This window comes from Arthrobacter sp. AD-310, assembly GCF_054656615.1.
The window spans coordinates 62,846-86,150 of sequence record NZ_BAAHNO010000013.1 but is presented as its reverse complement, the minus strand read 5'-3'; the positions used below and the strand labels follow the sequence as shown (position 1 = coordinate 86,150).

General features: G+C 66.5%; 21 protein-coding genes, 2 tRNA genes and 1 riboswitch. Of the genes, 10 read left to right on the top strand and 13 right to left on the bottom strand.

Going from position 1 to position 23,305, the window contains the following annotated elements; all coding sequences use genetic code 11:
- Positions 1-49: 49 nt before the first annotated feature.
- From ACYQ1Z_RS09835 to ACYQ1Z_RS09825, 3 genes are all read right to left on the bottom strand, one after another.
- Positions 50-982 carry a glutaminase gene (locus ACYQ1Z_RS09835; RefSeq protein WP_459792328.1) on the bottom strand — a complete coding sequence of 311 codons (933 nt, stop codon included), beginning with the start codon at positions 980-982 and terminating at the stop codon, positions 50-52.
- Positions 979-2,577, bottom strand: coding sequence for a PucR family transcriptional regulator (locus ACYQ1Z_RS09830; RefSeq protein WP_459792327.1), 1,599 nt, complete (start codon positions 2,575-2,577; stop codon positions 979-981). Before ACYQ1Z_RS09830 ends, ACYQ1Z_RS09835 begins: the two co-directional genes overlap by 4 nt.
- Before the next feature lie 234 nt (positions 2,578-2,811).
- Positions 2,812-2,901 (bottom strand) — tRNA-Ser (locus ACYQ1Z_RS09825).
- A 142-nt stretch (positions 2,902-3,043) separates the two neighbouring features.
- Between ACYQ1Z_RS09825 and ACYQ1Z_RS09820 the strand changes: the two genes are divergently transcribed.
- Genes ACYQ1Z_RS09820 through ACYQ1Z_RS09805 form a run of 4 tightly spaced genes read left to right on the top strand, consistent with a single transcriptional unit; the run spans position 3,044 to position 7,195 of the window.
- Entirely contained in the window at positions 3,044-4,645 is a 1,602-nt protein-coding gene (locus tag ACYQ1Z_RS09820) for an HNH endonuclease signature motif containing protein (protein WP_459792326.1), read from the top strand.
- A 13-nt stretch (positions 4,646-4,658) separates the two neighbouring features.
- Complete coding sequence (locus ACYQ1Z_RS09815; RefSeq protein ID WP_459792325.1) at positions 4,659-5,681, top strand: zinc-dependent alcohol dehydrogenase; 1,023 nt, start codon at positions 4,659-4,661, stop codon at positions 5,679-5,681.
- A gap of 3 nt (positions 5,682-5,684) precedes the next feature.
- The gene (locus ACYQ1Z_RS09810) at positions 5,685-6,083 is read left to right on the top strand and encodes a 6-pyruvoyl trahydropterin synthase family protein (RefSeq protein WP_459792324.1); all 399 of its coding nucleotides are present in this window, start codon (positions 5,685-5,687) and stop codon (positions 6,081-6,083) included.
- A 20-nt stretch (positions 6,084-6,103) separates the two neighbouring features.
- Positions 6,104-7,195, top strand: a complete 1,092-nt coding sequence (locus tag ACYQ1Z_RS09805) for a glycosyltransferase family 4 protein (RefSeq protein WP_459792323.1) — start codon at positions 6,104-6,106, stop codon at positions 7,193-7,195.
- A 71-nt stretch (positions 7,196-7,266) separates the two neighbouring features.
- Here the strand turns inward: ACYQ1Z_RS09805 and ACYQ1Z_RS09800 are convergent, their stop codons facing one another.
- The gene (locus tag ACYQ1Z_RS09800) at positions 7,267-7,770 is read right to left on the bottom strand and encodes a nucleoside deaminase (RefSeq protein ID WP_459792322.1); all 504 of its coding nucleotides are present in this window, start codon (positions 7,768-7,770) and stop codon (positions 7,267-7,269) included.
- 123 nt (positions 7,771-7,893) lie between these two features.
- Here ACYQ1Z_RS09800 and ACYQ1Z_RS09795 point away from each other — a divergent pair, with 123 nt between their 5' ends.
- From ACYQ1Z_RS09795 to ACYQ1Z_RS09785, 3 genes are read left to right on the top strand one after another with little or no spacing between them, the layout of a single operon-like run.
- Complete coding sequence (locus ACYQ1Z_RS09795; protein ID WP_459792342.1) at positions 7,894-8,697, top strand: phosphatase PAP2 family protein; 804 nt, start codon at positions 7,894-7,896, stop codon at positions 8,695-8,697.
- 21 nt (positions 8,698-8,718) lie between these two features.
- Positions 8,719-9,354, top strand: a complete 636-nt coding sequence (gene upp, locus ACYQ1Z_RS09790; RefSeq protein ID WP_459792321.1) for a uracil phosphoribosyltransferase — start codon at positions 8,719-8,721, stop codon at positions 9,352-9,354.
- A gap of 45 nt (positions 9,355-9,399) precedes the next feature.
- Complete coding sequence (locus ACYQ1Z_RS09785; RefSeq protein ID WP_459792320.1) at positions 9,400-9,768, top strand: VOC family protein; 369 nt, start codon at positions 9,400-9,402, stop codon at positions 9,766-9,768.
- Between the two features lie 38 nt (positions 9,769-9,806).
- Here the strand turns inward: ACYQ1Z_RS09785 and ACYQ1Z_RS09780 are convergent, their stop codons facing one another.
- The 3 genes from ACYQ1Z_RS09780 to ACYQ1Z_RS09770 all read right to left on the bottom strand — a co-directional run bounded on the left by ACYQ1Z_RS09780 (position 9,807) and on the right by ACYQ1Z_RS09770 (position 13,046).
- Complete coding sequence (locus ACYQ1Z_RS09780; protein WP_459792319.1) at positions 9,807-10,511, bottom strand: aggregation-promoting factor C-terminal-like domain-containing protein; 705 nt, start codon at positions 10,509-10,511, stop codon at positions 9,807-9,809.
- A 5-nt stretch (positions 10,512-10,516) separates the two neighbouring features.
- A riboswitch (cyclic di-AMP (ydaO/yuaA leader) is annotated at positions 10,517-10,677 on the bottom strand.
- A 119-nt stretch (positions 10,678-10,796) separates the two neighbouring features.
- The gene (locus ACYQ1Z_RS09775; protein ID WP_459792318.1) at positions 10,797-12,299 is read right to left on the bottom strand and encodes a HAMP domain-containing sensor histidine kinase; all 1,503 of its coding nucleotides are present in this window, start codon (positions 12,297-12,299) and stop codon (positions 10,797-10,799) included.
- A 6-nt stretch (positions 12,300-12,305) separates the two neighbouring features.
- Positions 12,306-13,046, bottom strand: coding sequence for a response regulator transcription factor (locus ACYQ1Z_RS09770; protein WP_459792317.1), 741 nt, complete (start codon positions 13,044-13,046; stop codon positions 12,306-12,308).
- Positions 13,047-13,745: 699 nt separating this feature from the next.
- Between ACYQ1Z_RS09770 and ACYQ1Z_RS09765 the strand changes: the two genes are divergently transcribed.
- Both ACYQ1Z_RS09765 and ACYQ1Z_RS09760 read left to right on the top strand, forming a co-directional pair.
- Positions 13,746-14,609 carry a winged helix-turn-helix domain-containing protein gene (locus ACYQ1Z_RS09765; protein ID WP_459792316.1) on the top strand — a complete coding sequence of 288 codons (864 nt, stop codon included), beginning with the start codon at positions 13,746-13,748 and terminating at the stop codon, positions 14,607-14,609.
- A gap of 90 nt (positions 14,610-14,699) precedes the next feature.
- Positions 14,700-15,227 (top strand): SixA phosphatase family protein, encoded by a 528-nt coding sequence (locus tag ACYQ1Z_RS09760; protein ID WP_459792315.1) that lies wholly within the window; start codon positions 14,700-14,702, stop codon positions 15,225-15,227.
- A gap of 92 nt (positions 15,228-15,319) precedes the next feature.
- Here the strand turns inward: ACYQ1Z_RS09760 and ACYQ1Z_RS09755 are convergent, their stop codons facing one another.
- The 6 genes from ACYQ1Z_RS09755 to ACYQ1Z_RS09730 all read right to left on the bottom strand — a co-directional run bounded on the left by ACYQ1Z_RS09755 (position 15,320) and on the right by ACYQ1Z_RS09730 (position 21,119).
- Positions 15,320-15,946, bottom strand: coding sequence for a hypothetical protein (locus tag ACYQ1Z_RS09755; RefSeq protein WP_459792314.1), 627 nt, complete (start codon positions 15,944-15,946; stop codon positions 15,320-15,322).
- Positions 15,947-15,954: 8 nt separating this feature from the next.
- A complete protein-coding gene (locus ACYQ1Z_RS09750; protein WP_459792313.1) occupies positions 15,955-16,659 on the bottom strand; it encodes a TetR/AcrR family transcriptional regulator in 705 nt (234 codons plus the stop codon).
- Positions 16,656-18,692, bottom strand: a complete 2,037-nt coding sequence (locus tag ACYQ1Z_RS09745; RefSeq protein ID WP_459792312.1) for a YhgE/Pip family protein — start codon at positions 18,690-18,692, stop codon at positions 16,656-16,658. Before ACYQ1Z_RS09745 ends, ACYQ1Z_RS09750 begins: the two co-directional genes overlap by 4 nt.
- On the bottom strand, positions 18,689-19,393 hold the full coding sequence (locus ACYQ1Z_RS09740) for an ABC transporter ATP-binding protein (protein WP_459792311.1): 705 nt from the start codon (positions 19,391-19,393) through the stop codon (positions 18,689-18,691). The genes ACYQ1Z_RS09745 and ACYQ1Z_RS09740 overlap by 4 nt, the downstream gene beginning before the upstream one ends.
- Before the next feature lie 78 nt (positions 19,394-19,471).
- On the bottom strand, positions 19,472-20,923 hold the full coding sequence (locus tag ACYQ1Z_RS09735) for a dihydrolipoyl dehydrogenase family protein (protein ID WP_459792310.1): 1,452 nt from the start codon (positions 20,921-20,923) through the stop codon (positions 19,472-19,474).
- A gap of 122 nt (positions 20,924-21,045) precedes the next feature.
- Positions 21,046-21,119 (bottom strand) — tRNA-Arg (locus tag ACYQ1Z_RS09730).
- Positions 21,120-21,396: 277 nt separating this feature from the next.
- Here ACYQ1Z_RS09730 and ACYQ1Z_RS09725 point away from each other — a divergent pair.
- Complete coding sequence (locus ACYQ1Z_RS09725; protein WP_459792309.1) at positions 21,397-23,223, top strand: phosphoenolpyruvate carboxykinase (GTP); 1,827 nt, start codon at positions 21,397-21,399, stop codon at positions 23,221-23,223.
- Positions 23,224-23,305: the final 82 nt, after the last annotated feature.

The following is a 23,305-nucleotide window of genomic DNA, read 5'->3' as shown; positions in this document are numbered from 1 at the left end:
TCAAGGATGCACGAGAAATCAGGATTGTTCAACAATTTGGCCCGAGTTGCTAGAAGACCGACCACCCGGTGCGGTCGGACAGGTCGGCGAGGGCTGCGGTTCCGGCAAGGGAGTTGCCTTTGGCGTCGAGCCGGGGGCTCCACACACAGATGCTGCATTCGCCGGGAACAATGACCAGGATGCCCCCGCCCACTCCGCTCTTGCCGGGCAGGCCCACACGGTAGGCGAACTCACCGGCGGCGTCGTACATGCCGCAGGTGAGCATGATGGAACCGATGCGTTTGGCGTCAGCGGGGGAGAGGACGCGGTTCCGGATGCCCTGGCCGCCCTTGGCAAGGAAGAGCCCGGCTGTGGCAAGTTCGGCGCAGGTCATCATGATGGAGCACTGGCGGACGTAGCTTTCCACCACGGAAGCCGCCGGATGCCGGAGGTTGCCGAAGTCCTGCAGGAAATGGGCCAGTGCCAGGTTGCGGCTGCTGCCTGCAAGTTCGCCGGCCGCCGCCGCTTCGTCAATGCAGGGCCTGCTGCTGCCTGCCTGCGCGGCAAGGAACCGCAACAGCGCGGTGGCGGCGTCGGGGGCGTCCTCCATCAGGTGGTCGGTGACAACCAGGGCACCGGCGTTGATGAATGGGTTCCGGGGAATGCCATGCTCCGCCTCCAGCTGGACCAGTGAGTTGAAGGATGTGCCTGAGGGTTCGCGCAGGACGCGCGACCAGAGTGTGCCTGAGCTGTCTCCCTGCAACGCCATGGCCAGCGTAAAGACCTTCGAAATGCTTTGGATGGAGAACGGGAGGTGGGCATCGCCCGAGCTGAAGACCTGTCCGTCGACGGTGGCGACGGCTACCCCGAACCTGTTGTACGGGACAGTTGCCAGGAAGGGGATGCCTGCCGGGACGGAGCCCGCTTCCAGCTGGGGCCTGTGCTGGCGGACGATATCGTCGAGCAGCGGAGCCAGCGGCGGCGCCTGGAGTGCTGCGGTCATTTCCTGCCTCGGGTTTCTTTGGGTGTACTGGCCCATTCCTGGAGATGGAGCATTGCTACGAGCGAGTCCCGCGGGTTGCCAAAATCGAGGCCTGTTACCCGCGAGGCCTTGCTGATGCGGTAGTAGACGGTGTTCTTGTGCAGCCCCATCCGTGCGGCGCACCGGGTGACGTCGAGGGAAGCGTCGAGGTACGCCGCCAGGGTTTGTGCAAGTTCGCTGTCTTCGCTGAGCAGGCGTGAGAGGCTGCGGTGCCTGAACGGGGAAGCTGCAAAGGTGCGCACTGCCTCCCGGAAGAGCATGTCGGCCTCAAACTCATCCACTGTTGCCACCGCGACGGGCGAGGCGCCGGCACAGTCCAGGAGGGCTCGGGTCAGAGGGGTGAGCGAATGCAGGGACAGCAGGTCCGGCGCCACCGGGCTCACTGCCGCTTGCGGGCTGAGGCCCAGGTGCTTTTGCGCATCCTTGACGATGGCCTCGGCCAGGCTTCTCAGGGCGGGCCCGGCTGCCGGCGACTGCAGGCCAGGGACGATCACCGCCGTATCACCCCTGAACTGGCCCACCACGGCGGAGGCCTTGAAGGCCGCCGCGTGGATTGATGCCAGGTTCGCGAGTTCGCCGTGTTTCAGCGCAGCGTCGTCGGCTTCCGCCCCGGTTGGGGACATGCCCAGCAGGATCAACGCTGCCGGACGCTCCGCGGGGATCTTTTCGCTGTATGCGCTGGCAGCGGCTTCCGCCGGGCCCGACAGGATCCGGGACACCCGGTCTTCCCGCATGTGCACCGACTGCTGGTTGCGGTACCGGATCAGCTCGGCCGCGGTGCGTGCGGCAGACCCTTTCAGGACATGGTCGACGTCCGGGCCGAACCCGGCTCCGGTTTCCTGGAGCCAGATGTAGCCCATGATCCGGTCGCCGGCGAAGAGGGTGATGGCAACCCTTTCGCGCAGCCCGTCCTGGGGACGGGCCGGAACCCGGACCGGCAGGCGGGTGCCGTGCAGTTCGCGGTAGGCGCCAAGGTCCTTGAGCAGCAGTTCGTATTTCCGCGGTCCCCGCCTCATCAGGATGGAAGCCTTGCGGAGTTCATCAATGTCGTTGGAGACGGTGGAATAGGCCAGCACCTTGTTGGCGGCGTCTTCGATGACCACGTGGCTGGCGGTGAGCCGGGCAGTGGTCTGGGCGATGGCGAAGAGGTCCTCTTCCAGCAGCGTCAGCACTTCATGCTGGTAGCTGCGGGGCTGGAGCCGGTCTTTAGCGATGGACAGGAGCCGGTCCCAGTCGGCGGCCGGATCAACCAGGAGCAGGCCGGTCCCTGCATCCTGCAGGAGTTCCCCGGCCTCGGCAAGTTCTTCCCGGGTTCCCTTCACTGCCACAACGAGTGGCGGGTTGCCCTTCAGCAGCCGGCGCAGGGCGGGCAAGGCTGAACGGCCGCGGACACCGACCAGCAGTACGAATGCGGCCGCCACGCCGGGGGCGTCGTCTTCGGCGTCGACGATGAGGAACCGCTCAATCCCGGACGCGGGATGACCGGGGCGGACGATGAGGCTGGCGAAACCGAGGGGTAGATCCGAGAGGATATCGTCCACCGTAACCGTGGCCATGGGCTTCCTTTTGCTGTACTCGCACCGGACGGCTCTGTCCGGTCACATCATGGTAGCCAGCCTGGAAACACCGGAATATGTGACGGCGCCCAAAACCGGGGCGGGCCTTTCAGGCACCGGCCCGAAAGGGGGCTGAGGCCGTGGGCGACGTCTGCGCCACCTGTGTTCCAATAGTTCGGGCAAAGCGAAAGGCCCTGGTTCCTTATCTTTCAAGGGAACCAGGGCCTTGCTACGTGGCGGTGACGGTGGGATTTGAACCCACGTTGGCTTTTACACCAAACAACATTTCGAGTGTTGCACCTTCGGCCGCTCGGACACGTCACCAACCTGAATAGGGTACCGGAGCGAGGCCTGCAACCCCAAAACGAAAGGTTGAGTTCGGGGGATTGACCAACTCTCGGGCGGGGTTTTGGGCCTGGCGTGCTTGCCGGGAAGAAATGTCGGACCCCCTTGGCATGCTTGGTTCATGGAAAGCGAAACAGTCGCAGGGGGGGAGTTCCGGGGCGTGGAGGGCATGGCCTCGGTTGCGGTTGCTGTTGCGTCGGTGGCTGGTTTCGTGAACGAGCTTGCCGGTGTTGTCGCTGGTAACACCCGATCGGACGCCGCCATTGATTCTGCTGATCGGGCGGGTGGTGATCCGTTGCAGGAGTGTGCTGATGCGTGCCTGGACGGGCTGGCGGTGATCGCACGTCTTGAGGCCGCCACGGCCGCGGTGAAGGTGCGCCTGGTGGACGGCCACGTCAGCGCTGTGGCGGCGATGCAGGACCCGGCGTCCGGCCCGGAGTGGGTGAAGGGCCGGGAGATGGCTACGGTGGCTGAGGTTGCCTGCGTCCTGACGATCGGTGAACGCGCCGCCGGTGCCCTGATCGGTGAAGCACATGCGTTGACGGGGTCGTTGCCGGCGGCGCTGGCTGCCTTGCAGGCCGGCGTGTCGTGGCAGAACGCCAGGGTCCTGGTGGACGAAACCACCGGTCTGGATCCTGCCGCGACAGCAGCCTTGGAGGCGCATTTTTTGAGCCCGGATGTTCCGGGTGCGGGCCCTGATGGTTTGGCGGGTGGGTTGCAGGCGGCGCGGTTGCGGCGGAAGGTGCGGTCGTGGCGGGAGCGGCTGTATCCGGAGTCGATTGAGGCCCGGCATGTGAAGGGCGTGGCGGAGCGGCGGATGGAATGTACCCGGGACCGGGACGGGATGTCGTGGCTGTCGTTGCATATTCCGGCGGACCGGGCGTCAGCGATCTGGAACCGGACCACGGCGATCGCCCGGGGCATGCAGGGCCCGGACGAACCACGCACCCTGACCCAGCTCCGCCCTGATATCGCGGTGGACCTGCTGCTCGGCGCAACCTTCAGCCGCGAGGATGATGGTGGCCACGAGGCGGCTTTCGCCGGTAACGCAGAGCCGGACGAGGGGTATTTGAGGCTGGGGAAGGCGCCGGTGCCGCGGGCGCAGGTGCTGGTGATGGTGCCGGTGTTCTCGCTGCTCGGGGCCACGGATGAACCGGCCATTCTTGACGGGCACGGCCCGATCCCGGCGTCGATGGCGAGGAAGCTGGTGGCTGAGGGGGCGGAGTCGTTCCACCGGGTGCTGGTGGATCCGCGGGACGGGGCGCCGCTGGAGATCGGCCGGACCAGTTACCGGGTCTCGGAGGCGCTGCGGCGGTGGCTGCGGTTGCGGGACGGTAAATGCCCGTTCCCGGGCTGCAGCAACAACTCCCTCGACAACGAAGCCGACCACCTGCTGGCCTGGCAGCACGGCGGCAGTACCGGGGTCAGCAACCTGGGACAGCCCTGCCCGAAACATCACCGGATGAAACACACCTCCGGCTGGCACCCCACCCCCGCAACACGGGACGAACCACCCGGCTGGATCTCACCCGCGGGCCGGTACTACGCCAGCGAACACCAGGACTGGCAACCACCCCACTGGCCACCCGGACTCCTACCCCATGCAAAGCAGCCAGCCCCGCCACTGGACGGTGCGCTGCCCGCAGCCGCCCCAAACGCTCCGTGCCCCGGCGAACGCAACCTCCCGCCGTCGGACTTTCCCTGCGCAGCTCCCTCCGGCTAGATTCATCAGCAAGATGACTAACTCGCACGATCCCGTTCACGCAACCGCATACTGGACCACCGGCTGTGAGCAAGGTGAGCTCCGCTCCGAGGAACTCCGCAGCCCCGGCCCCGGTGAAGCGCTGGTTCGTGCCCTCTACTCCGGGATCAGCAAGGGAACCGAGATGGTGGTCCACCGTGCGGCCGTCCCGCCCCGCGTTGCCGAGGAAATGCGGGCTCCGCACCAGGAAGGCGACTTTCCCGGCCCGGTGAAGTTCGGCTACCTCTCCGTGGGCGTCGTCGAGGAAGGACCGGACGACTGGAAGGGCCAACGCGTCTTCTGCCTGAACCCCCACCAGGACCGCTACGTGGTCCCGGTCAAGGAGCTGACCAGGATCCCGGATAACGTCCCCAGCCAGCGGGCAGTCCTAACGGGCACGGTCGAAACGGCGGTTAACGCCCTCTGGGAAGCGGGCCCACGGCTCGGTGACCGCGTCGCCGTGGTCGGAGCGGGCCTGGTCGGCGGTATGGTTGCCACCCTGTTGCGCACCTTCCCGCTGCAGCGCCTGCAACTGGTGGACCTGGACCCCGACCGCAAGCGCCTCGCTGACACATTGAACGTGGACTTCGCCAATCCGGAGTCCGCCCTGGCCGACTGCGACATCGTCTTCCACTGCTCCGCATCGCAGGAGGGCCTTGAACGCAGCCTCCAGTTGGTGGGCGACGAAGGCGACGTCATTGAGATGTCCTGGTACGCCAACCGGGAGGTGACGCTCCCGCTCGGCGAGGATTTCCACGCCCGCCGGCTGTCGATCAGGGCCAGCCAGGTGGGCGTCGTCGCCCGTGCCCGCCGCCACCGCCGCACCAACGCCGACCGCCTGGACCTTGCAGTGTCGCTCCTTGCAGATCCTGTGTTCGACGCGTTCCTCACCGGTTCGTCGCCGTTCGAGGAACTGCCCGACGTCGTCCAGAGCCTTTCGCGCGGCACACTCGACGCGCTGTGCCACGTCATCGAGTACCCGCAGGACCATCCCCGCAACGCCGAAGCTACGAGGTAACTCATGTTCAGCCTGACCGTCCGCCGCCACTTCATGATCGCCCACAGCCTGCCGAGCGAGGCATTCGGCCCGGCCCAGGCCCTGCACGGGGCCACCTTCGTGGCCGAGGTGGGGTTCCGCCGTCGCGCCCTGAACAAGGACGCCATCGTCCTGGATATCGGCGCAGCCGGCACCGTTATCGAGGAGGTCCTTGCCGGGCTCAACTACCGCAACCTGGACGAGCACCCGGACTTCGAGGGCAAACTCACCACCACGGAGGCCCTCGCGGAGTACATCGCGCAGGCGGTGGCCACGAAGATCAAGGACCACGACGACGGCCGCCACCTCGACGGCGTCGACGTTACGCTGCGGGAAAATCCCGACGCCTGGGCTACCTATTCGCTGGACCTCACCGCCGCCTGACCGCAAGCGGCCTGACCACGATGCGCCCCATCCGCATGCTGGTTCCCGGCAATATCCGCTACAACTCCGGCGGGAATGCGTACAACGCCAGGCTGGCGCGCGGTCTCACCACCCTGGGAGCCGACGTGGAGGTGCAGGCCGTTGACGGATCATGGCCGGATGCATCAGCCAGGGAACGACGCCGGCTGGGGAGCCTCCTCGGGGCGTGGGAAGCGGACGCGGGCGCCGGGGCCGCCGTGGTCATCGTGGACGGGCTGGTCGCCGTTGGCGCCCCAGGCGAACTCGAGTACGCCGCGAGGGCTGGCCGCACCACCTGGGTCCTTGCCCACATGGTGGTTCCCGAAACATATGGAGCCGAGGCGGTGGCGCGTGAAGCCCGGGCCATGCGCGCGGCCTCCGGTGTCATCGGCACCAGCAGCAGCACGGCCGCGGTCCTGAAGGAGCGGCACGGGCTTGCCCGGGTCCATGTTGCCCTCCCGGGGGTCGATCCCGCGCCTGCCGCAGCCGGTTCCCGTCCACCCCGGATCATCGTTGTCGCGGCACTCCTGCCGAACAAGGACCAGTTGCTCACCGTCGAAGCGTTGGCCATGGTCAAGGACCTGGAGTGGACTGCTGCGCTGGTGGGCACGGACCAGGCGGACAGCGACTACGCGATGGACGTGCGTGCCGCCATCAGCCGGCACCGGCTGGAAGGCCGGGTGGAGCTCGCAGGCGAGCTCACAGGCAACCCCCTCGAAACCGAGTGGCACGCCGCAGACCTCAGCCTCCTGGTGTCCGAAGCCGAGGCGTTTGGCATGGTTGTCACCGAGTCCCTGGCACGCGGCATTCCCGTGGTAGTGCGGGAGGGAACGGGGGCGGTGGAAGCGCTGGGGCTGGCCATGCTCACAGCGGACGACGGCGGGCCCCGGCTTCCGGGCGCAGTGGTGCCGCTGGCGGCAGGGGACAAGGAGAACCCACGACGGCTGGCACAGGTCCTGCGGCGTTGGCTGGAGGACCCAGGCACCCGTCGGGAGTGGAGGACCGCTGCGGCGGAAGCACGGGGAAGGCTGCCGGGCTGGGACCGGATGGCGGCGACCGTCCTGGACGCACTGAAGGCGTCAGGTTCCCCGTAACGGGCTCAACCCTGGGGGCAGCACCAAGGCAGTCAGTACCAGGGCAGTCAGCACCGTTCCGGCATGTGCTGCTACAGGCGGCTCCGGTGCCCGGCAAAGAAATCGCGAAGCAGCGCCGCGCACTCCGCCTCCCGAATTCCCGGATAGACCTCCACCCAGTGATTGAGTCGGCGTTCCCGCAGGACGTCGAACACAGAGCCTGCGGCGCCGGCCTTTTCGTCCCAGGCTCCGAAGACCACCCGCGGAATCCGGGCGAGGACAATCGCCCCCGCGCACATCGCGCAAGGTTCCAGGGTGACCACCAGGGTGCAATCGGACAGGCGCCAGCCGTCCGCCTTCCCGCCATTCACGGCGGCCAGTTCACGCAGCCGTTCTGCCGCCTGCCGGATGGCCACCACCTCAGCGTGCGCCGTGGGGTCACCAAGCTCTTCACGCTGGTTGCGCCCTGAACCGAGTACATCGCCGTCGGGGCCCAACACCACGGCGCCGATCGGAACATCCTCCGTATCGAGGGCACGCCGGGCTTCGGCGAGGGCGAACCCCATCCATGTGTTGAATTTTCCAGCGGAGACCATGGCTCAATGATAGTTTCGGAGGATACCCAAAGCCCGTGACGACCAGCGCCGGGAGGCACAGTGAGCACCGTCCGTGACCGTGTGGACAGATGGATCAAGCCGTATGCCGCGTTGTGGCTGACCATGATTATTGGTGGGTCGCTGGTTGTGGCCATGGCGTTGCTCGGTGCCGAGGTGTACTCCAACGTGGTGGACGACGAAGGGCTGGCGAGCCTTGATATTCCCGCCCTGGAATACGCTCAGACGCTGCGGAATCCCGAAACGGATGCCTTCGTCACCGGCTTCACGAACGTGGGCGGCGGCGTCGGAATGCCCATCCTGGCGAGCATCCTCACAGCGTGGCTGACGTTCCTGAGCCGGACCTGGCGGCCTATCGTCCTGGTGGCCGGGGCCGCGGCGGTATCCACCACCGCCACCACAGTGGGCAAGCGGCTGGTGGGCAGGACCCGCCCGGACCACTCGGAAGCGGTTCCGCCGTATGAATCCACCCCGTCGTTTCCCAGCGGCCACACACTGAACACGACCGTGGTGATTGGCGTCCTGGTCTACATCATCTGCCTTCAGTTCCAGCTGCTCTGGGTACGGATCACGGCGATCACGGCGGGAACCATCTTCATTGTCGCCATGGGCCTGAGCCGCGTGTTCCTGGGCCACCACTGGCTCACGGACGTGATGGCCGGCTGGTTCCTCGGACTGGCCTGGGTGTCCATGGTCATCCTGGCCCACCGGCTGTTCCATCTCATCAGGCGCAGGGAGCACGCGGGCCCGGCACCCACCTTTGAGCACCCCGTGGTGCGCGATGTTGTGGCGGACGCCATCCATCACGACGCCGGCACAAACCGGAGTTCCGGGCGCGACACTGACCGGACCGCCGGGCAGGGTCCTGAGCGCAGCACGGGCCGGAGCCCGGGTCACGGAAAGGAATAGCGCGGGTGATAGTTTTTACCAATGCGCACTCTCGTTGTGGACCACCCGCTCGTCGCCCATAAGCTCACCGTCCTGCGGGACAAGAACACCCCGTCGCCCGTGTTCCGGCAGCTCACGGAGGAGCTGGTGACGCTCCTGGCCTACGAGGCAACCCGGGACGTCCGCACCGAACCGGTGACCATCGAGACGCCCGTCAGCACCACCGTGGGCACCGCGTTCACCAAGCCCACCCCGCTCGTCGTTCCCATCCTCCGCGCAGGCCTGGGCATGCTGGAAGGCATGACCAAGCTGGTGCCCACGGCCGAAGTCGGCTTCCTGGGGATGGCCCGGGACGAGGAAACCCTGGACATCATCACGTACGCCGAGCGCCTCCCCGAGGACCTCACCGGCCGGCAGATCTTTGTGCTGGACCCGATGCTGGCCACCGGCGGAACCCTGCGCGAAGCCATAAAGTTCCTCTTCAAGCGCGGCGCCTCGGACGTCACCTGCATCTGCCTGCTGGCCGCGCCGGAAGGCCTCGCCAAGCTGGAAGAGGAACTCTCCGGCGCCAACGTGACCATCGTCCTGGCCTCCATCGACGAGAAACTGAACGAGAAGTCCTACATCGTTCCCGGCCTCGGGGACGCGGGGGACCGCCTTTACGGCATCGCTGGCTAGGACACAACCCTTTCCGCTGCCCGGGCCGTTGGCTAGCCTGTGCCCATGGACTGGAAACTGGAACTTGTGTTTGTCCCCGTGTCCGACGTGGACCGCGCCAAGGATTTCTACGTCAACAAGGTCGGCTTCAATCCCGATTTTGATGAGCGGCCCTCCGACGGCATCCGCTTTGTACAGCTGACGCCGCCCGGCTCAGCCTGTTCCATCTGCATCGGCGAAGGGCTCACCGACGCGCCTCCCGGCACCGGCTCAAACCTCCAGTTGGTGGTCAGCGACATCCAGGCGGCCCACGACCACCTGAAGAACAACGGTGTGGAAGTCAGCGACGTGGACATCCAGGCCTGGGGCCACTTCGTCTATTTCGCCGATCCGGACGGCAACCGGTGGGCGGTGCAGTACATCCCCGGACGCTGAGGCGGCCGGGGATGCAGTGGGTCCTGCTCAGGGCTGGTTTAGTACCAGTTGTTGCCCAGGTGGAAGTTCAGGGCGCCGCACGGAGACTGGTAGCGCTCCTTGATGTAGTTCAGGCCCCAGTTGATCTGCGTGCGGTAGTTGGTGAGGTAGTCCGCGCCGGCGCTGGCCATCTTTTCGGCGGGCAGGGACTGGACGATGCCGTAGGCGCCGCTGCTCGGGTTGGTGGCCGTGGTGGTCCAGTCGGACTCCTTGTCCCACAGGGTCACCAGGCACTGCATCTGGTCCTGGCCCCAGCCGTAGGAAGCCAGCTGGCCGGCGGCGTAGGCCTGCGCGCCGGCAGGGTCGTTGACCGCGACGACGGGAGCGGGCTCGGGTGCCGGCTCGGGCGCGGGCGCGGGTTCCGGAGCGGGAGCCGGCTCGGGGGCGGGCGCAGGGGCCGGCTCGGCGGCCTGCGGAACCACGTTGATCGGAGCCGGTGCAGGGGACTCGGCCGGGTTGGACCGGATCTCGCTCTTTTCGATGCTCATGCTGGCATCGGAATCTGCGGGCGCCGCGGTGGTTGACGCTGAGGGGGCCAGCGTACCGGTGGCCTGTCCTGCGGCACCCACTCCGCCCACCAGCAGGGCGGCGCCTGCGGTGAGGACGGCGGCACGCTGGCCAAAGGTGAACTTCCTGCCCGCGGGACGCTGTGTATTGCTGTCCGACTCGTGTTTTGCGCGCGGCTGTACCGGGAATTTGAACATGATTGATCGCCTCTCACACCTGCGGAGTTAGCTGTCGGGTTCGGATGAGGGCATCCGGCCGCACGGAACAGACACGTGCTGGCTTAACCCCTAGGGCAATCGATGCCCGGGACGGTGGGTCCCCCGCCTCTGCCTTGGATCAAACGGAATCCGGGAAGTGGCAGAGCTTGGCGTCATCCGGATACGCGGCCCGAACGGGAACCGCACCCAATCGACGGTACAGGAAGGCGCTGCTTAAGTCACATTTAGGTAACGGACATCACGAATGACGGCGCGTCGGTTTGCCTAAACATCGAAGGAAGGCAGTTGAACTGTGAACTGCGTGCAGCCGGGCCGTGATGACACCGTTACCCGGCCTCCGTGAGCCTCCACAATGGATTGCACAATAGACAGGCCGAGACCACTGGTGCCCTCGGCGGCGCCCGCACCTTCCGCGTCTTCCGTACCTTTCCTGGCGGCGTCTGCGCGGGCAAAGCGGGAGAACGCGTGGTCGACAAACTCTGCCGGGATGCCGCCGCCGTCGTCCGTTACCGTGACTACCGCCGTGCCCTCCGGCGAGGTGCCAACTCCCGTCACCACAGTGGTGCCGGCGGCGGTATGCTTCCGCGCGTTCGACAGCAGGTTCATGAGCACCTGGCGCAGCTGGGACGCATCGCCCTTGACCAGCACGGGCCCGTCCGGCAGTTCCAGCCGCCACGTGTGCCCGGGGGCCATGACCTTCTCGTCGCTGACGCTTTCGACCACCAGCTGCGTGAGGTCCACTTCGCTGAGCTTCAGCGGCTGGCCCTCGTCCAGCCGTGCCAGCAGCAGGAGGTCCTCCACCAGCGCGGTCATCCGCTCCGACTGGCTCTGCACCCTGGCCAGGGATTTTTGCCCGTCGGGGGTGAATCGCTCCGTCATCCGCATCAGCTCCGTGTAGCCGCGGATGGCCGTTAGCGGTGTCCGCAGCTCGTGCGATGCGTCGGCCACGAATTGACGCACCTTGGTCTCACTCTTCTGCCGCGCCTGCAGCGCGTTCGCCACGTTGTCCAGCATCAGGTTCAGTGCGTGGCCCACGCTGCCCACTTCGGTGCCCGGGTTGGCGTTCGACGGCGGCACGCGGACCGCCAGCGCGACCTCACCGGCGTCGAGGGGCAGTTGCGACACGCGGGTGGCAACCGCGGACAGCTGTTCGAGCGGCTTCATGGTGCGCCGGATCAGTACCGTTCCCACGAGGCCGATCAGCAGCAGGCCGCCCAGCGATACAAAAACGAAGGTCCAGACCAGGGAAGCGAGGGTGCTTTGCTTGCCGGCGAGCGGGAGGCCGGTGACCAGGACGTCGCCGAAGTCCGTTTGCACGGCTACAAGCCGGTACGCGCCGTTGGACAGCTTCCGGTCCACGGGCCGGGCATCGGTGGCGAGTGCGAGCAAAACCTTTTTGTCGTCGGCGGACAGCGCCGACCGGCTGGTATCCGAGGCGAGGAAGCCGCCGCTGTTCACCTGGCCGTTCACGATCCGGGCATTGACCGTGCCCACGCTCTGTCCTCGGGCGTCCAGGGGGTCGCGGCCGTTGAAACCGCCCATTGGAGGGCGGCCGGGATCGTTGGCCCGTTCGGCGGCCTGGCTCAGCTGGTCATCCAGCTGGCGAGTGAGGAACGCGTCCATAGATACATAGCTGGCCACCCCGACGGCGCCGCAAATGGCGATCAGCAGCGCCATCGCGAGCAGGATCAGCCTGGTCCGCAGGTGCCAGGTGGCGGGCTTGAGCCAGCTCCGGGAATGCTGGGCCGGAGCCTGGGGGAAGGGCATGACAGCCTACTCCGCGGGCTTGATCACATAACCGGCGCCACGCACGGTATGGATCATGGGCGGGTGGACGGCGTCGATCTTCTTGCGCAGGTAGGAAATGTAGAGCTCCACGATGTTGGCCTGCCCGCCGAAGTCGTAGTCCCATACCCTGTCCAGGATCTGCGCCTTGCTGATGACGCGCTTAGGGTTTTCCATAAGGTAGCGGAGCAGTTCGAACTGTGTGGCGGTGAGCTGGACGTCCTCCCCGGCCCGCGTGACTTCGCGCGTGTCGACGTTGAGGACAAGATCGCCAACGACCAGTTCGGCGGTGTCCATGGCTGCGACCCCGGAACGCTGCACCAGGCGGTGCAGCCGGAGAATGACCTCCTCCATGCTGAACGGCTTGGTGACGTAGTCGTCGCCCCCGGCGGCCAGCCCCACGATCCGGTCCTGGACGGCATCCTTCGCGGTGAGGAAGAGCGCGGGCACCTCGGGAGCAAAGGCGCGGATCCTGCCCAGCAGTTCGACGCCGTCGAACCCCGGAAGCATCACGTCCAGCACCAGCACGTCCGGGCGGAAGTCCTTTGCGAGCTTCACGGCCTCGGGGCCGTCCGCGGCCACGGCGACGGACCATCCAGCCATCCGCAGGCCCATGCTCATCAGTTCGGACAAGCTGGGCTCGTCATCGACCACAAGGGCACGGATGGGGGAGCCGTCCGGGTGGGACAGCTTGGGAAGGTTGTTGGTCATGGAGTGCGAAGTGGCCATGGGACAACTCTCCGATCGGTGGGTGTAGCCCGGCTTTGGCTTTCCTGTGCGCAGGCTGTGAATGCCAGCGTAGCCAGCTGGGCAAGGTCCTGCAGCGAACCGGCAGCTTGGTCGCGCGGGCACCCGCCTGGCACCCTCTAGCAGGAGGGCAGGGTAGTCCCGGGCTCATTTCCGGACGTTCGGACGGGAAAAATCTTTTCCCCGGAGCGCATCGGGCTGGACAGGGGCGTCGGGCTTGAGGAGCGATTTTGGCATTCCGCACTCAGTTGAATAAAAGCGTCCTTTTGCCCGCGCCTGTCGAACTATATTTCGCCAAACGCCGTTATCGGGCCGGCTGCTCGGATAACGAGCGTTATTCTTTGGGGTCCGCCAGAATCGTGATCTGCGCCACAATAGAGCATTTCGTCTCACGATGCGGACGATTCGGTCCATTGTTACTTGCAAGTTGCCATTGTTACGCTGCACACTTCCAATGTGAACAAGAACTCAACAGCACCTGCAGCCGCAGAATATTGGCCCAGCACATCAGCTGCTGCCGACATGCGCTGTTGTCGAATGCACGCCTGACCTTCCCACCCGCCGAAGTTCTTAGGCATTCGCCCCCCAGCCCAGCGTCGGGCGCCCCTCCCCAGTTCGCAGTGCGGGGAAACCCAGCATTCGAGCCGCGATGGCGGCCATTCACATTGAGGTAAGCATTCCATGTCTGTTGCATCCGGATACGTCCACATCTCCGTCCGTAACGCCGCCAAGGCGGGCCAGCCATCCGGCCTGCGCCCCGGCTTCGGTCCACGCCCGGCCCTCGCTCCCTCTGCCGGGAACGGCTTCCCCGCACAGGGCTACACGCCGCAGGGCTACAACCCCAATTCATACGGGCAGCTCCGGGCAGTTCCGGCGGCAGACTCCGCACCCGTCACCGCTCCCACTCCGGTAGTGGCGGGGCCCAACGCGGTGCGTCCCGTAGCCAATGACAACGTGGCCCGCGGATTTGTCCTCTACATGGGCATCGATGAGGAAACCGCCGCGGCTGCCGGCACCTCAATCGCCAAACTGGCCCAGGAAATCCGCGCCTACGCCCAGTCGCTGGTTACCGGTGCCGAGAGCTACGCGGCAGTCGCCGTAGCCCCTGCCGGCACCCCGGGTTCCGCGCTCGACGTCGTCCGCTCCACCTTCGGCGACCCCACGGTGAACTCCCGCCAGCGCACCGAGACTCCCCGGCCGCAGCAGCCGCAGGAGCCGCGCCCCTCCGGTGTCCTCATCGACCTTGCACGCCGGGAGGTTCACCTCGACGGCGAATCCCTCAACCTGACCTTCAAGGAGTTCGAGCTCCTGAACTACCTCGTGGAAAACGGCACCCGCACCGTCGGCCGCGACGAGCTGCTCGAAGGCCTCTGGCGGAACGCCGAGGAAGTGCCGAACGAGCGCACCATCGACGTCCACATCCGCCGGCTCCGCTCCAAGTTGGGCCGCCTGGCCAACACGGTCCGCACCGTCCGCGGCCAGGGCTACCGCTTCTACGAGCACCCCGAGGTGGTCGTCTGGGCCGCTCCGGAATACTCGATCTAGCTTCTGAACGAAAGGCGCCTGTCCCCAGCGGGGCGGGCGCCTTTTGCTGTAGGGGCACAGCAGCGCTGACGGGTTCGTTAGGCTTGGGCCATGAGTGAGCACCATCTTCGCCGGCTAGTGATCATGCGCCATTCCAAGGCCGACTGGCCTGGTGGCGTGGCTGACCACGAACGGCCGCTCGAGGAGCGGGGCCACCGGGAAGCGCCCCTGGCCGGACGCTGGCTGCTCAAACACAACATCGTCCCCGACTTCATCCTCTGCTCCAGCGCCCTGCGGACCCGGCAGACCTGCACCTGGGTGTGCTCTGAACTGGGTGACAAAGCCCCCACCCCCAAGCTTGAGGAGGGGCTGTACGCGGCATCCGCCCTGCGAATGCTTTCCGTGATCAACCACGTTCCGGACACGGTGACCACCCTGATGCTGATCGCCCACCTGCCCGGCGTGCAGGACCTCGCGATGCACCTGGCGTCGCGCGATTCGGACCACGACGCCTACATGGATGCCGCCACGCACTTTCCCACCAGCGCACTCACCGTCCTGGAAACCGAGAAACCGTGGGCGGAGCTGGACGGACAGGACGCCCGGATCACCCGGTTCAAAGTTCCGCGCGCGCACTGAGCGCCGCTATCAGTACGTAAGTACCGACGGACTACCGCGGCTTGCCGACGTGGAGGGCGCCCGCGGCGGGCAGGGGCCTCCAGTGGAAGGTTTTACCGCCGGGGCACGGACCTGTTTCCCGGCTTGGGTGCGGGTCGTCGGGCAGGTGAAGCGGACGACGTCGGGCGCTTGCCTGCCGCCGCACGCGCCGGGATGCGCGGTGCAGGACTTCGTTGGGCGGCGGCTCCCCTGCCCGGCGCGCTCTTCGCCGCGGCGGCCCTTGCGCTGCGGGGAGCTGTGGCGGGTCTGCGTTGTGCTGCGGTTTTCCTGCCCGCAGCCGGTGCCAATCTCCGCCCCGGGGGCCAGGCGACTCCGAGGAACAGGACCAGCAGTGTGGCTACAGCAGACACTCCGGCGCCGACGAAATAGTTGTCGGGGTCGTCCGTGGGCAGGGGAGTGCCAAGGAACGAGGACTGCCCGTCGTAGGCCAGTTCCCAGGTGCTCAGGAAAGCGAGGGCGAACGCCAGCGTCAGGCTTGTCCCGGCGCCGGTTGCCAGCAGGGCAGCCCGGCGGCGCCGCGCCAGGAGTTCGGCGATGGCCGACAGGTACGCCAGCGCCAGTACTCCCATGAACGCGTTGAAGACCGGCATGGCCAGCGTCATCCCGGTCAGCACAAGCAGTCCTGCCGCGGCGATCCCGGTAATGACGGCGAACTTTCCGCTCTTCCCCATGTGGCGCATGTCCACCATCATTCCCGAGGGGCAGGCGGGTTCAGCACGTAGCCGCGCATAATGGCCATGATTGCCGCAACGCTTTGGTCACGGCTCCGTTCGGGGTTGTAGGTCTGCCGGTCCAGGCCCACCACAAAGCAGGCGCCGAAGATGGCGGTTTCCAGGCTGCCCCGGGAGACTGATTCATCCACGGGGTAGACGGCGGCCACGCTTTCCACCGCATGGGCAATCACTTCGAGCAGTTCGCCGCGCAGCTCGGCAAAGGTTCCCTGCCATTCGCTGGGAATGCGCCAGTTCTCGCTGACCCAGAGGCGGGCAAAGGACGGGTACTCCGCCATGAAATCCATGGCTTGGCCGATCATTTCCTCCATGGCAAGCAAGGGGTCGCTGCCGGCCGCCCCAGTTGCGGCCGTTTCTCCGGGCACACCGCGGGCGGCGCTGAGCAGCCGGGCCTTGAGGATGTCCACCCCGTGCCGCAGCAGCTGCGCGATGAGTTCGGATTTGCTGCCGAAGTTGTAATAAACGGTGCCCTTGGACACGCCGGCGGCAGCAGCAATTTCATCAACCGTGACGCTGGCGGCCCCGCGCTGGCCGATGAGTTCCATGGAGGCGTCGAACAGCTTCTGCCGTGTGGCGGTGGTGCGGACGGGTCGGGAACCTTTTGCCCCCGCCGTGCCGCCGGTGGTATCCGGCCCTTCCGCGGGCGGCGGACCGGAGGTCATACCGCGATCTCCGGTTTGAGCGCCTTCAGCGTCCAGTATTTGTTCCGCCGCACCGCGAGGATGGACATTCCGGCGCCCAGCAGGGTGTAACCGAGGAGCCCGATGACGGTGGGGACGATCATGGAGAGGTCGGCCCCGTAAATAAGGTGCCTCATCCCGGTGACCACGTATCCCATGGGGAGGACCTCGTGCACCACATGGAGGGGCTGCGGGGTCGTCTGCCAGGGGAAGGTGCCGCCGGAGGAGACCAGCTGCAGGACCAGCAGGATCAGCACCAGCAGTTTGCCGGGTGATCCCAGCAGCGCCACGATGCCTTGGATGATGGCACTGAACGCCATGGCCGCCGCCAGCATAAACAGCCACATCAGGACCGGATGCGCCGGGTCGAGGCCGAGGGCGAGGTTCACAACGAGCGTCAGGAGCGTGGCCTGTACCGCGGAGACGGCCAGGAAGGGAAGCCAGCCGCCCAGGGCGATCTTCCATGAGGGTGCGTTGGACGCGAGGGCCCGCCGGGTGATGGGCCGCATGGCCTGCACCAGCATAAAGATGCCGATCCACAGGGCCAGCGTGAGGAAGAAGGGTGCCAGGCCCGCGCCGTATGAATCGGCCTTCGCCTGGGACACGTTGCTGACCGCCACCGGGTCTGCCATGACCCGGGACAGGTTGTCCTTCTGGCTGGCGTCCGGGTTGGGGACCTGGCCGGCTCCCTTGCTGATCTCCTCCGCGAGGGTGCGGGAGCCGTCCGCCGCCGTGACCGTGCCCGCAGCCAGGCGGGCAGCGCCGTCGTCGAGCTTCTTCGCACCGTCGCTGAGGTTGGCCGCACCGTCAACCGCCGCCTGCCCGCCCGTTGCCAGCGTCGCGGCTCCGGTGTGCAGCTGGTCTGCGCCGGCGGATGCCTGCTGGACGGCCTCCTTCAAGGCCGGGGTCCCCGCGGCGAGCTGGGAGGCACCCATGCTGACCGACTCGGCCCCGTCGGCCAGCTGCTGGACCTGCGCCGCGTCCGTCTGGATCTTCGCCTTCGCCGCCGCGACCGGGCTGGACGCCGCCGTTGCATCGAAGTCGGCGAGGATGCTGTCTGCCTGTTCCTGCGTCAGCACCCCGGACGCGACCAGCCTGGTGTTGGACTCGATGACCCTGGTCCGTAGCCCCTGGTCCGCGGCTTCGAGCTGGGCTGCCACGTCCTGGAACTTGGCGTTCAACTGGGCGTTCCCGGCGGCAACCTGCGCGGCGCCGTTGGCGAGCGTCTGCGAATCGGTGGGCAGGGACGCAGTCCTGTCCTTGAGGGTGGAGAGCCCGCTGCTGAGCTGGCCCGCGCCGTCCGTCAGCTGGTTGGCGCCGTCCCGCAGTTTGAGCTGGCCGGCGTACAGGTCGGCGGCGCCGGTGCTGAGGGCGGTGGTGCCCTGGTGCAGTGACGCGGCGCCGTCCCTGAGGCCGGCTACGCCGTCGGCCACACGGGTGGCGCCGTCAGCCGCCTGCACCATCCGTGAGTGGATGGTTCCAAAGCCCGTCAGCAGCTGGTTCGCCGTTTCTTCGCCCACCTCTGTGGCCACGGTGCTGTGCACCGAGGTGGTCAGCTTGTCCACGATGGTGCTGAGCAGATAGTTGTTGGCGTCGTTCGTGGTGACGTTCAGCATGGCCTGGCTGGCGGAATCGAAGCTTCCGGGGGACACCAGGTTGGCCGAGAAATCCGCCGGAATCTTCAGGGCGAAGGCGTACTTGCCGTCGCTGACGCCCTGGTCCGCCTGTTCGGTACTGTCCACGCGCACCCAGTGGAAGACGTTGCCCTCAACCAGGCTGTCCGCCACCTTGGTTCCGGCGGCCAACGGTGTCCCGTCGCTGGCGGTGGCGCCGGTGTCCTCCACGACCAGGGCGGCATCGAGGTGGTCCAGGTTTCCGTACGGGTCCCAGTTCGCGTACAGGTACACGGCGCCGTACAGCAGCGGCACCATGGCCAGTGCCAGGATGGTCAGCTTCGGCAGCAGCCCGCCGGTCATGCGCTTGAGTTCAGAGCGGGCCAGCCGCAGAACGGTCACTTGGCAACCTCAGTTTCGAGTCGGGTGTCGTGATGCTCGGGGGCGGGGACGTCCTGCCGGTCTTCGGGATCCTGCGCCTGCGCGGCGTTGCCGATAGCGGCCGACGGGCCTGCCCACGTGGGCGGAAGGGAGCTGACGGTGGCGACGACGGCGAGCGGCCGCCCGCCGTCGGACGCCAGCTGCTGCAGCCGCGGCAGCCAGTCATGGGCATCTGCGGTGTGCCGGTCCGGCGAATCGACGACCAGCAGGTCCGTGTGCGGGTTGGCCAGGGCCAGCGCCGTCAGGAGCTCGAGCCTGCGGCGCGGGTCCAGCTGTTCGGTCCAAAGCCCGGCGATGTCCTCAAAGCTGTTCACTTTGAGCCATGGCCCGCTGACCAGGGCTCCGCGGTAGCGGCGCGGCACCAGCGCCAGGTCTTCCGAAACGAGGTCCCGGACGCTGAGGTGCTCTTCGGGTTCGTTGACGCCGGGGGAGTCCACCAGGCCGGCCGAGAGCCTAAGCTGCCGGGTCCGCCGGTGGCCGTCCCATGAGATGGTGCCGCCGGTGGGCTTCATCCTGCCGCTAAGGACAAGGGCGAGGCTGGTCCTGTGGTCCTGCCGGGCGCCGGTGACAAGCAGGAGTTCACCCCTGCCGGTGATGATCGAGGTGGCGGGAAGCAGCGGATCGCGCCGCCCTTTGACATGGAGCTGGTGCGCTGAGAGCAAGATGGCCTTTCACGGGAATGCAGCTGCCCTTCCAGCCTATCTAAACTGACTGGTCAGTTCAAATAGGAATCAATGGTGCTAGAGCCCGTACTTCTCGAGGAGCCGGAGCCACACCTCGCTGATGGTGGGGTAGCTCGGAACCGCATGCCAAAGCCGGTCCAGCGGAACCTCGCCCACCACGGCGATCGTGGCCCCATGCAGCAGTTCCGCAACGTCCGGGCCGGCGAAAGTCGCGCCGAGGAGTACCTTCCGGTCCTCGTCCACCACCAGCTGGGCCCACCCCTCGTAGTTCTCCGAGTGCAGCGAGGACCCGGCCACCTGGATAGGCAGTTCGACTGAGGAGACGGTGAACCCGTCCTTCCTGGCAGCTTCCACGGTGCGGCCCACGGAAGCCAGTTCGGGGTCGGTGAAAACCACCCCAGGCACCGCATGCCTGTTGGCCGTTTGTGCGTACCGGCTCCAGTCCTGGGGCGTACCCTGCAGCTCACCCTTCGCCCGGGCCGCAATGGCGTCACCGGTGGCGCGTGCCTCGTATTTGCCCTGGTGGGTGTAGAGGTTGTGGCCGGCGGCGTCCCCCACTGCGTACAGCCACGGGTCGGCGCCCGGCGCGTCCTGCACCAGTCCGGTGGTATCGGTTGACAGGGCCAGGTTCCCGTCCCTGCCGGCCGTGAAGCCGAGGCTTTCCAGGCCCAGCCCTTCCAGTGCCGGGTGCCGCCCCGTCGCAACCAGGACTTTGTCCGCAGTGACAGTGGTGCCGTCTCCAAGCAGCAGGCTGAACGTGCCGTCGTCGTTCGCGCTGATTCGTTCGGTGGACGTGTGGAGGCGGAGTTCAACGCCGTCCGCGCGCAGGCCTGCTCCCACCAGCCGGGCGGCTTCCTCGGGGAAGGCGCCCAGCAGCCTGCTCCGGGCCACAAGGGTCACGGCCGAGCCCAGGCGCGCGAATGCCTGTGCGAGTTCGGTACCGGCAACGCCTCCGCCCAGGACCGCGAGGCGCTCCGGGACTTCCTTGGCTGAGGTGGCTTCGCGGGTACCCCACACCTGCAGGCCATCGAGCCCCTCGATGGGCGGCTTAGTCGGCGTTGAGCCAGTGGCGATAACTACCGCGTGGCGTGCCCGGAGGACATGGGACGTTCCGTCCAGTCCCGCCACTTCCACAGCCTTGGTTCCCGTGAGCCAGGCACGGCCGCGGACCAGTTCGATTCCCGTGTCATGGACCCAGGCGGCCTGGCTGTCATCCTGCCAGTTGGCCGTCATATAGTCGCGGCGCTTCAGTACGGCGGCGGCGTCCAGGGTGCGGGTGACTGCTTCCTTTGCGCCGGGCGAGGTCTGGGCTCCATGCAGGGCCGTCCCGGGCCGGAGCAGTGCCTTGGATGGCATGCAGGCCCAGTACGAGCATTCACCGCCGACCAGCTCTGCCTCAACCAGGACTGCGGTGAGGCCGCCCTGCACCACGCGGTCGGCCACATTCTCGCCGACGGCGCCTGCCCCGATCACCACAACATCAAATTCGCGCTCAGCCACCGGCGTCATGGGGAAAGCCTACGCCGGGGCCGTGACCGTCCGGCGTCACATCCTGAGCTTCGGGGGACGCCGGCTGTAACAGTGCTTAACGCAAAAGGTCCGCACCGGCGAACCGGTGCGGACCTTGTTTGTGCGCCCAAAGGGATTCGAACCCCTGACCTTCTGTTCCGTAGACAGACGCTCTATCCAGCTGAGCTATGGGCGCATCTCGTGTTCCTGGAGAAGAACCGCTCTCCCTGAACCTCGAATTACTTTACGCGAGGTTTGCCGCAGTACCAAATCGAAACGCCTGTAATCTGTGCGACTAGACCGGTATAGGTGACCTTCGTCACTTAATCGTAGACTTTTCCGCAAATAAACCTTGAAATTCCGCGGAATGGCGTTTCGGTCCCCATTTTTAGGCGGCAAACTGCCAAAAAATCCCAGTGGTCCGGACCATAGCATTTAGGACACACCGATCAACCCCGAGGAAGGGAACTGCAATGGGCGATCTGGCGCAGAAGCCGCTGCTTGAGAAAGCACCCACCACACATGCCGGCCTGCTGGCATGGGTAGAAGAGGTTGCTGAGCTTACGCAGCCGGACCGCATCTACTGGGTTGACGGTTCCGAAGAGGAGAACACCCGCCTCACGAACGAACTCGTCGAGGCCGGCACCCTGACCCGCCTCAACCAGGAACTCTTCCCCAACTCCTTTGCCGCTTTCTCCGACCCGGCCGACGTGGCCCGCGTCGAAGAGCAGACCTTTATCTGCTCCGAGAACAAGCGCGACGCCGGCTTCACCAACAACTGGATGGACCCGGCCGAGATGAAGGACAAGCTGCGCGGTCTGTTCGCCGGTTCCATGCGCGGCCGCACCATGTACGTCATCCCGTTCGTCATGGGCCACCTGGACGCCGAGGACCCGAAGTTCGGCGTCGAGATCACCGACAGCGCCTACGTTGTTGCCTCAATGCGCATCATGGCCCGCATCGGCACCGACGTCCTGGACCGCATCACCGAAACCAACGCCTTCTTCGTTCCAGCGCTCCACTCCCTTGGCGCCCCGCTGGAGCCCGGCCAGGAAGACGTGCCGTGGCCCTGCAACCCCGACAAGTGGATTGTCCACTTCCCGGAGGAGCGCTCCATCTGGTCGTTCGGTTCCGGCTACGGTGGAAACGCGCTGCTGGGCAAGAAGTGCTACGCCCTGCGCATCGCCTCCGTCATGGCACGCGACGAAGGATGGCTGGCTGAGCACATGCTCATCCTCAAGCTCACCTCTCCCGAGCAGAAGACCTACTACGTTGCTGCCGCTTTCCCGTCCGCCTGCGGCAAGACCAACCTCGCGCTGCTCGACCCCACCATTAAGGGCTGGAAGGTCGAAACCCTCGGCGACGACATCACCTGGATGCGCTTCGGCAAGGAAGGTGAGCTCCGTGCCGTCAACCCCGAAGCCGGACTCTTCGGCGTCGCACCGGGCACCGGCTGGGGCACCAACCCCAACGCCATGCGCGCCATCGCCAAGGGCAACAGCATTTTCACCAACGTCGCGCTGACCGACGACGGTGGCGTCTGGTGGGAGGGTATGACCGACGAGGTGCCCGCACACCTGACCGACTGGCAGGGCAACTCCTGGACGCCCGAGTCCGGCAAGCCGGCCGCGCACCCGAACTCGCGCTTCTGCACCCCGATCGACCAGATCGACATGCTGGCCGAGGAATACCACAACCCGGACGGCGTCGAACTGTCCGCCATCCTCTTCGGCGGCCGCCGCAAGACCACCATTCCCCTGGTCACCGAGGCCCGCAGCTGGTCCAACGGCATCTTCATGGGTTCCACGCTGTCCTCCGAAACCACCGCTGCCGCCGCAGGCGCCGTTGGTGTGCTCCGCCGCGACCCGATGGCCATGCTGCCCTTCATCGGGTACGACGCAGGCGACTACCTGAACCACTGGGTCAACCTGTCCGCCAAGGCCAACCCCGAGCGGCTGCCCAGGATCTTCCTGGTCAACTGGTTCCGCCGGAATTCCGAGGGCGGCTTCGCCTGGCCCGGATTCGGTGACAACGCCCGTGTCCTGAAGTGGGCCATCGAGCGCCTCGAAGGCAAGGCCGCAGCTGTCGAGACCCCCATCGGTTTCGTTCCCACCGGCGATTCCATCGACCTTGAAGGCCTGGACATGACGCCGGCCCAGGTCGAGGAGGCGGTCAAGGTGGATCCCGCCGAATGGGCCGCTGAGCTCGCTTCCATCGAAGAGTGGTTCGCCAACTTCGGCGGTTCGCTCCCCGGGGCCCTCCAGTCCGAGCTCGCCGGGCTGAAGGAACGCCTGGGCTGACAAGACTGAGAGCCTGAAGTACGACGGCGGCCCCGCACCTTTTGTTGAAAAAGGTGCGGGGCCGCCGTCGTCCCTCCTGAGT

What these genes read in the sequence shown, in the direction of transcription:
- ACYQ1Z_RS09835 (WP_459792328.1), bottom strand. Translation starts at nt 982, where the DNA reads ATGACCGCAGCACTCCAGGCGCCGCCGCTGGCTCCGCTGCTCGACGAT.
- ACYQ1Z_RS09830 (WP_459792327.1), bottom strand. Translation starts at nt 2,577, where the DNA reads ATGGCCACGGTTACGGTGGACGATATCCTCTCGGATCTACCCCTCGGT.
- ACYQ1Z_RS09820 (WP_459792326.1), top strand. Translation starts at nt 3,044, where the DNA reads ATGGAAAGCGAAACAGTCGCAGGGGGGGAGTTCCGGGGCGTGGAGGGC.
- ACYQ1Z_RS09815 (WP_459792325.1), top strand. Translation starts at nt 4,659, where the DNA reads ATGACTAACTCGCACGATCCCGTTCACGCAACCGCATACTGGACCACC.
- ACYQ1Z_RS09810 (WP_459792324.1), top strand. Translation starts at nt 5,685, where the DNA reads ATGTTCAGCCTGACCGTCCGCCGCCACTTCATGATCGCCCACAGCCTG.
- ACYQ1Z_RS09805 (WP_459792323.1), top strand. Translation starts at nt 6,104, where the DNA reads ATGCGCCCCATCCGCATGCTGGTTCCCGGCAATATCCGCTACAACTCC.
- ACYQ1Z_RS09800 (WP_459792322.1), bottom strand. Translation starts at nt 7,770, where the DNA reads ATGGTCTCCGCTGGAAAATTCAACACATGGATGGGGTTCGCCCTCGCC.
- ACYQ1Z_RS09795 (WP_459792342.1), top strand. Translation starts at nt 7,894, where the DNA reads ATGATTATTGGTGGGTCGCTGGTTGTGGCCATGGCGTTGCTCGGTGCC.
- upp (WP_459792321.1), top strand. Translation starts at nt 8,719, where the DNA reads ATGCGCACTCTCGTTGTGGACCACCCGCTCGTCGCCCATAAGCTCACC.
- ACYQ1Z_RS09785 (WP_459792320.1), top strand. Translation starts at nt 9,400, where the DNA reads ATGGACTGGAAACTGGAACTTGTGTTTGTCCCCGTGTCCGACGTGGAC.
- ACYQ1Z_RS09780 (WP_459792319.1), bottom strand. Translation starts at nt 10,511, where the DNA reads ATGTTCAAATTCCCGGTACAGCCGCGCGCAAAACACGAGTCGGACAGC.
- ACYQ1Z_RS09775 (WP_459792318.1), bottom strand. Translation starts at nt 12,299, where the DNA reads ATGCCCTTCCCCCAGGCTCCGGCCCAGCATTCCCGGAGCTGGCTCAAG.
- ACYQ1Z_RS09770 (WP_459792317.1), bottom strand. Translation starts at nt 13,046, where the DNA reads ATGGCCACTTCGCACTCCATGACCAACAACCTTCCCAAGCTGTCCCAC.
- ACYQ1Z_RS09765 (WP_459792316.1), top strand. Translation starts at nt 13,746, where the DNA reads ATGTCTGTTGCATCCGGATACGTCCACATCTCCGTCCGTAACGCCGCC.
- ACYQ1Z_RS09760 (WP_459792315.1), top strand. Translation starts at nt 14,700, where the DNA reads ATGAGTGAGCACCATCTTCGCCGGCTAGTGATCATGCGCCATTCCAAG.
- ACYQ1Z_RS09755 (WP_459792314.1), bottom strand. Translation starts at nt 15,946, where the DNA reads ATGCGCCACATGGGGAAGAGCGGAAAGTTCGCCGTCATTACCGGGATC.
- ACYQ1Z_RS09750 (WP_459792313.1), bottom strand. Translation starts at nt 16,659, where the DNA reads ATGACCTCCGGTCCGCCGCCCGCGGAAGGGCCGGATACCACCGGCGGC.
- ACYQ1Z_RS09735 (WP_459792310.1), bottom strand. Translation starts at nt 20,923, where the DNA reads ATGACGCCGGTGGCTGAGCGCGAATTTGATGTTGTGGTGATCGGGGCA.
- ACYQ1Z_RS09725 (WP_459792309.1), top strand. Translation starts at nt 21,397, where the DNA reads ATGGGCGATCTGGCGCAGAAGCCGCTGCTTGAGAAAGCACCCACCACA.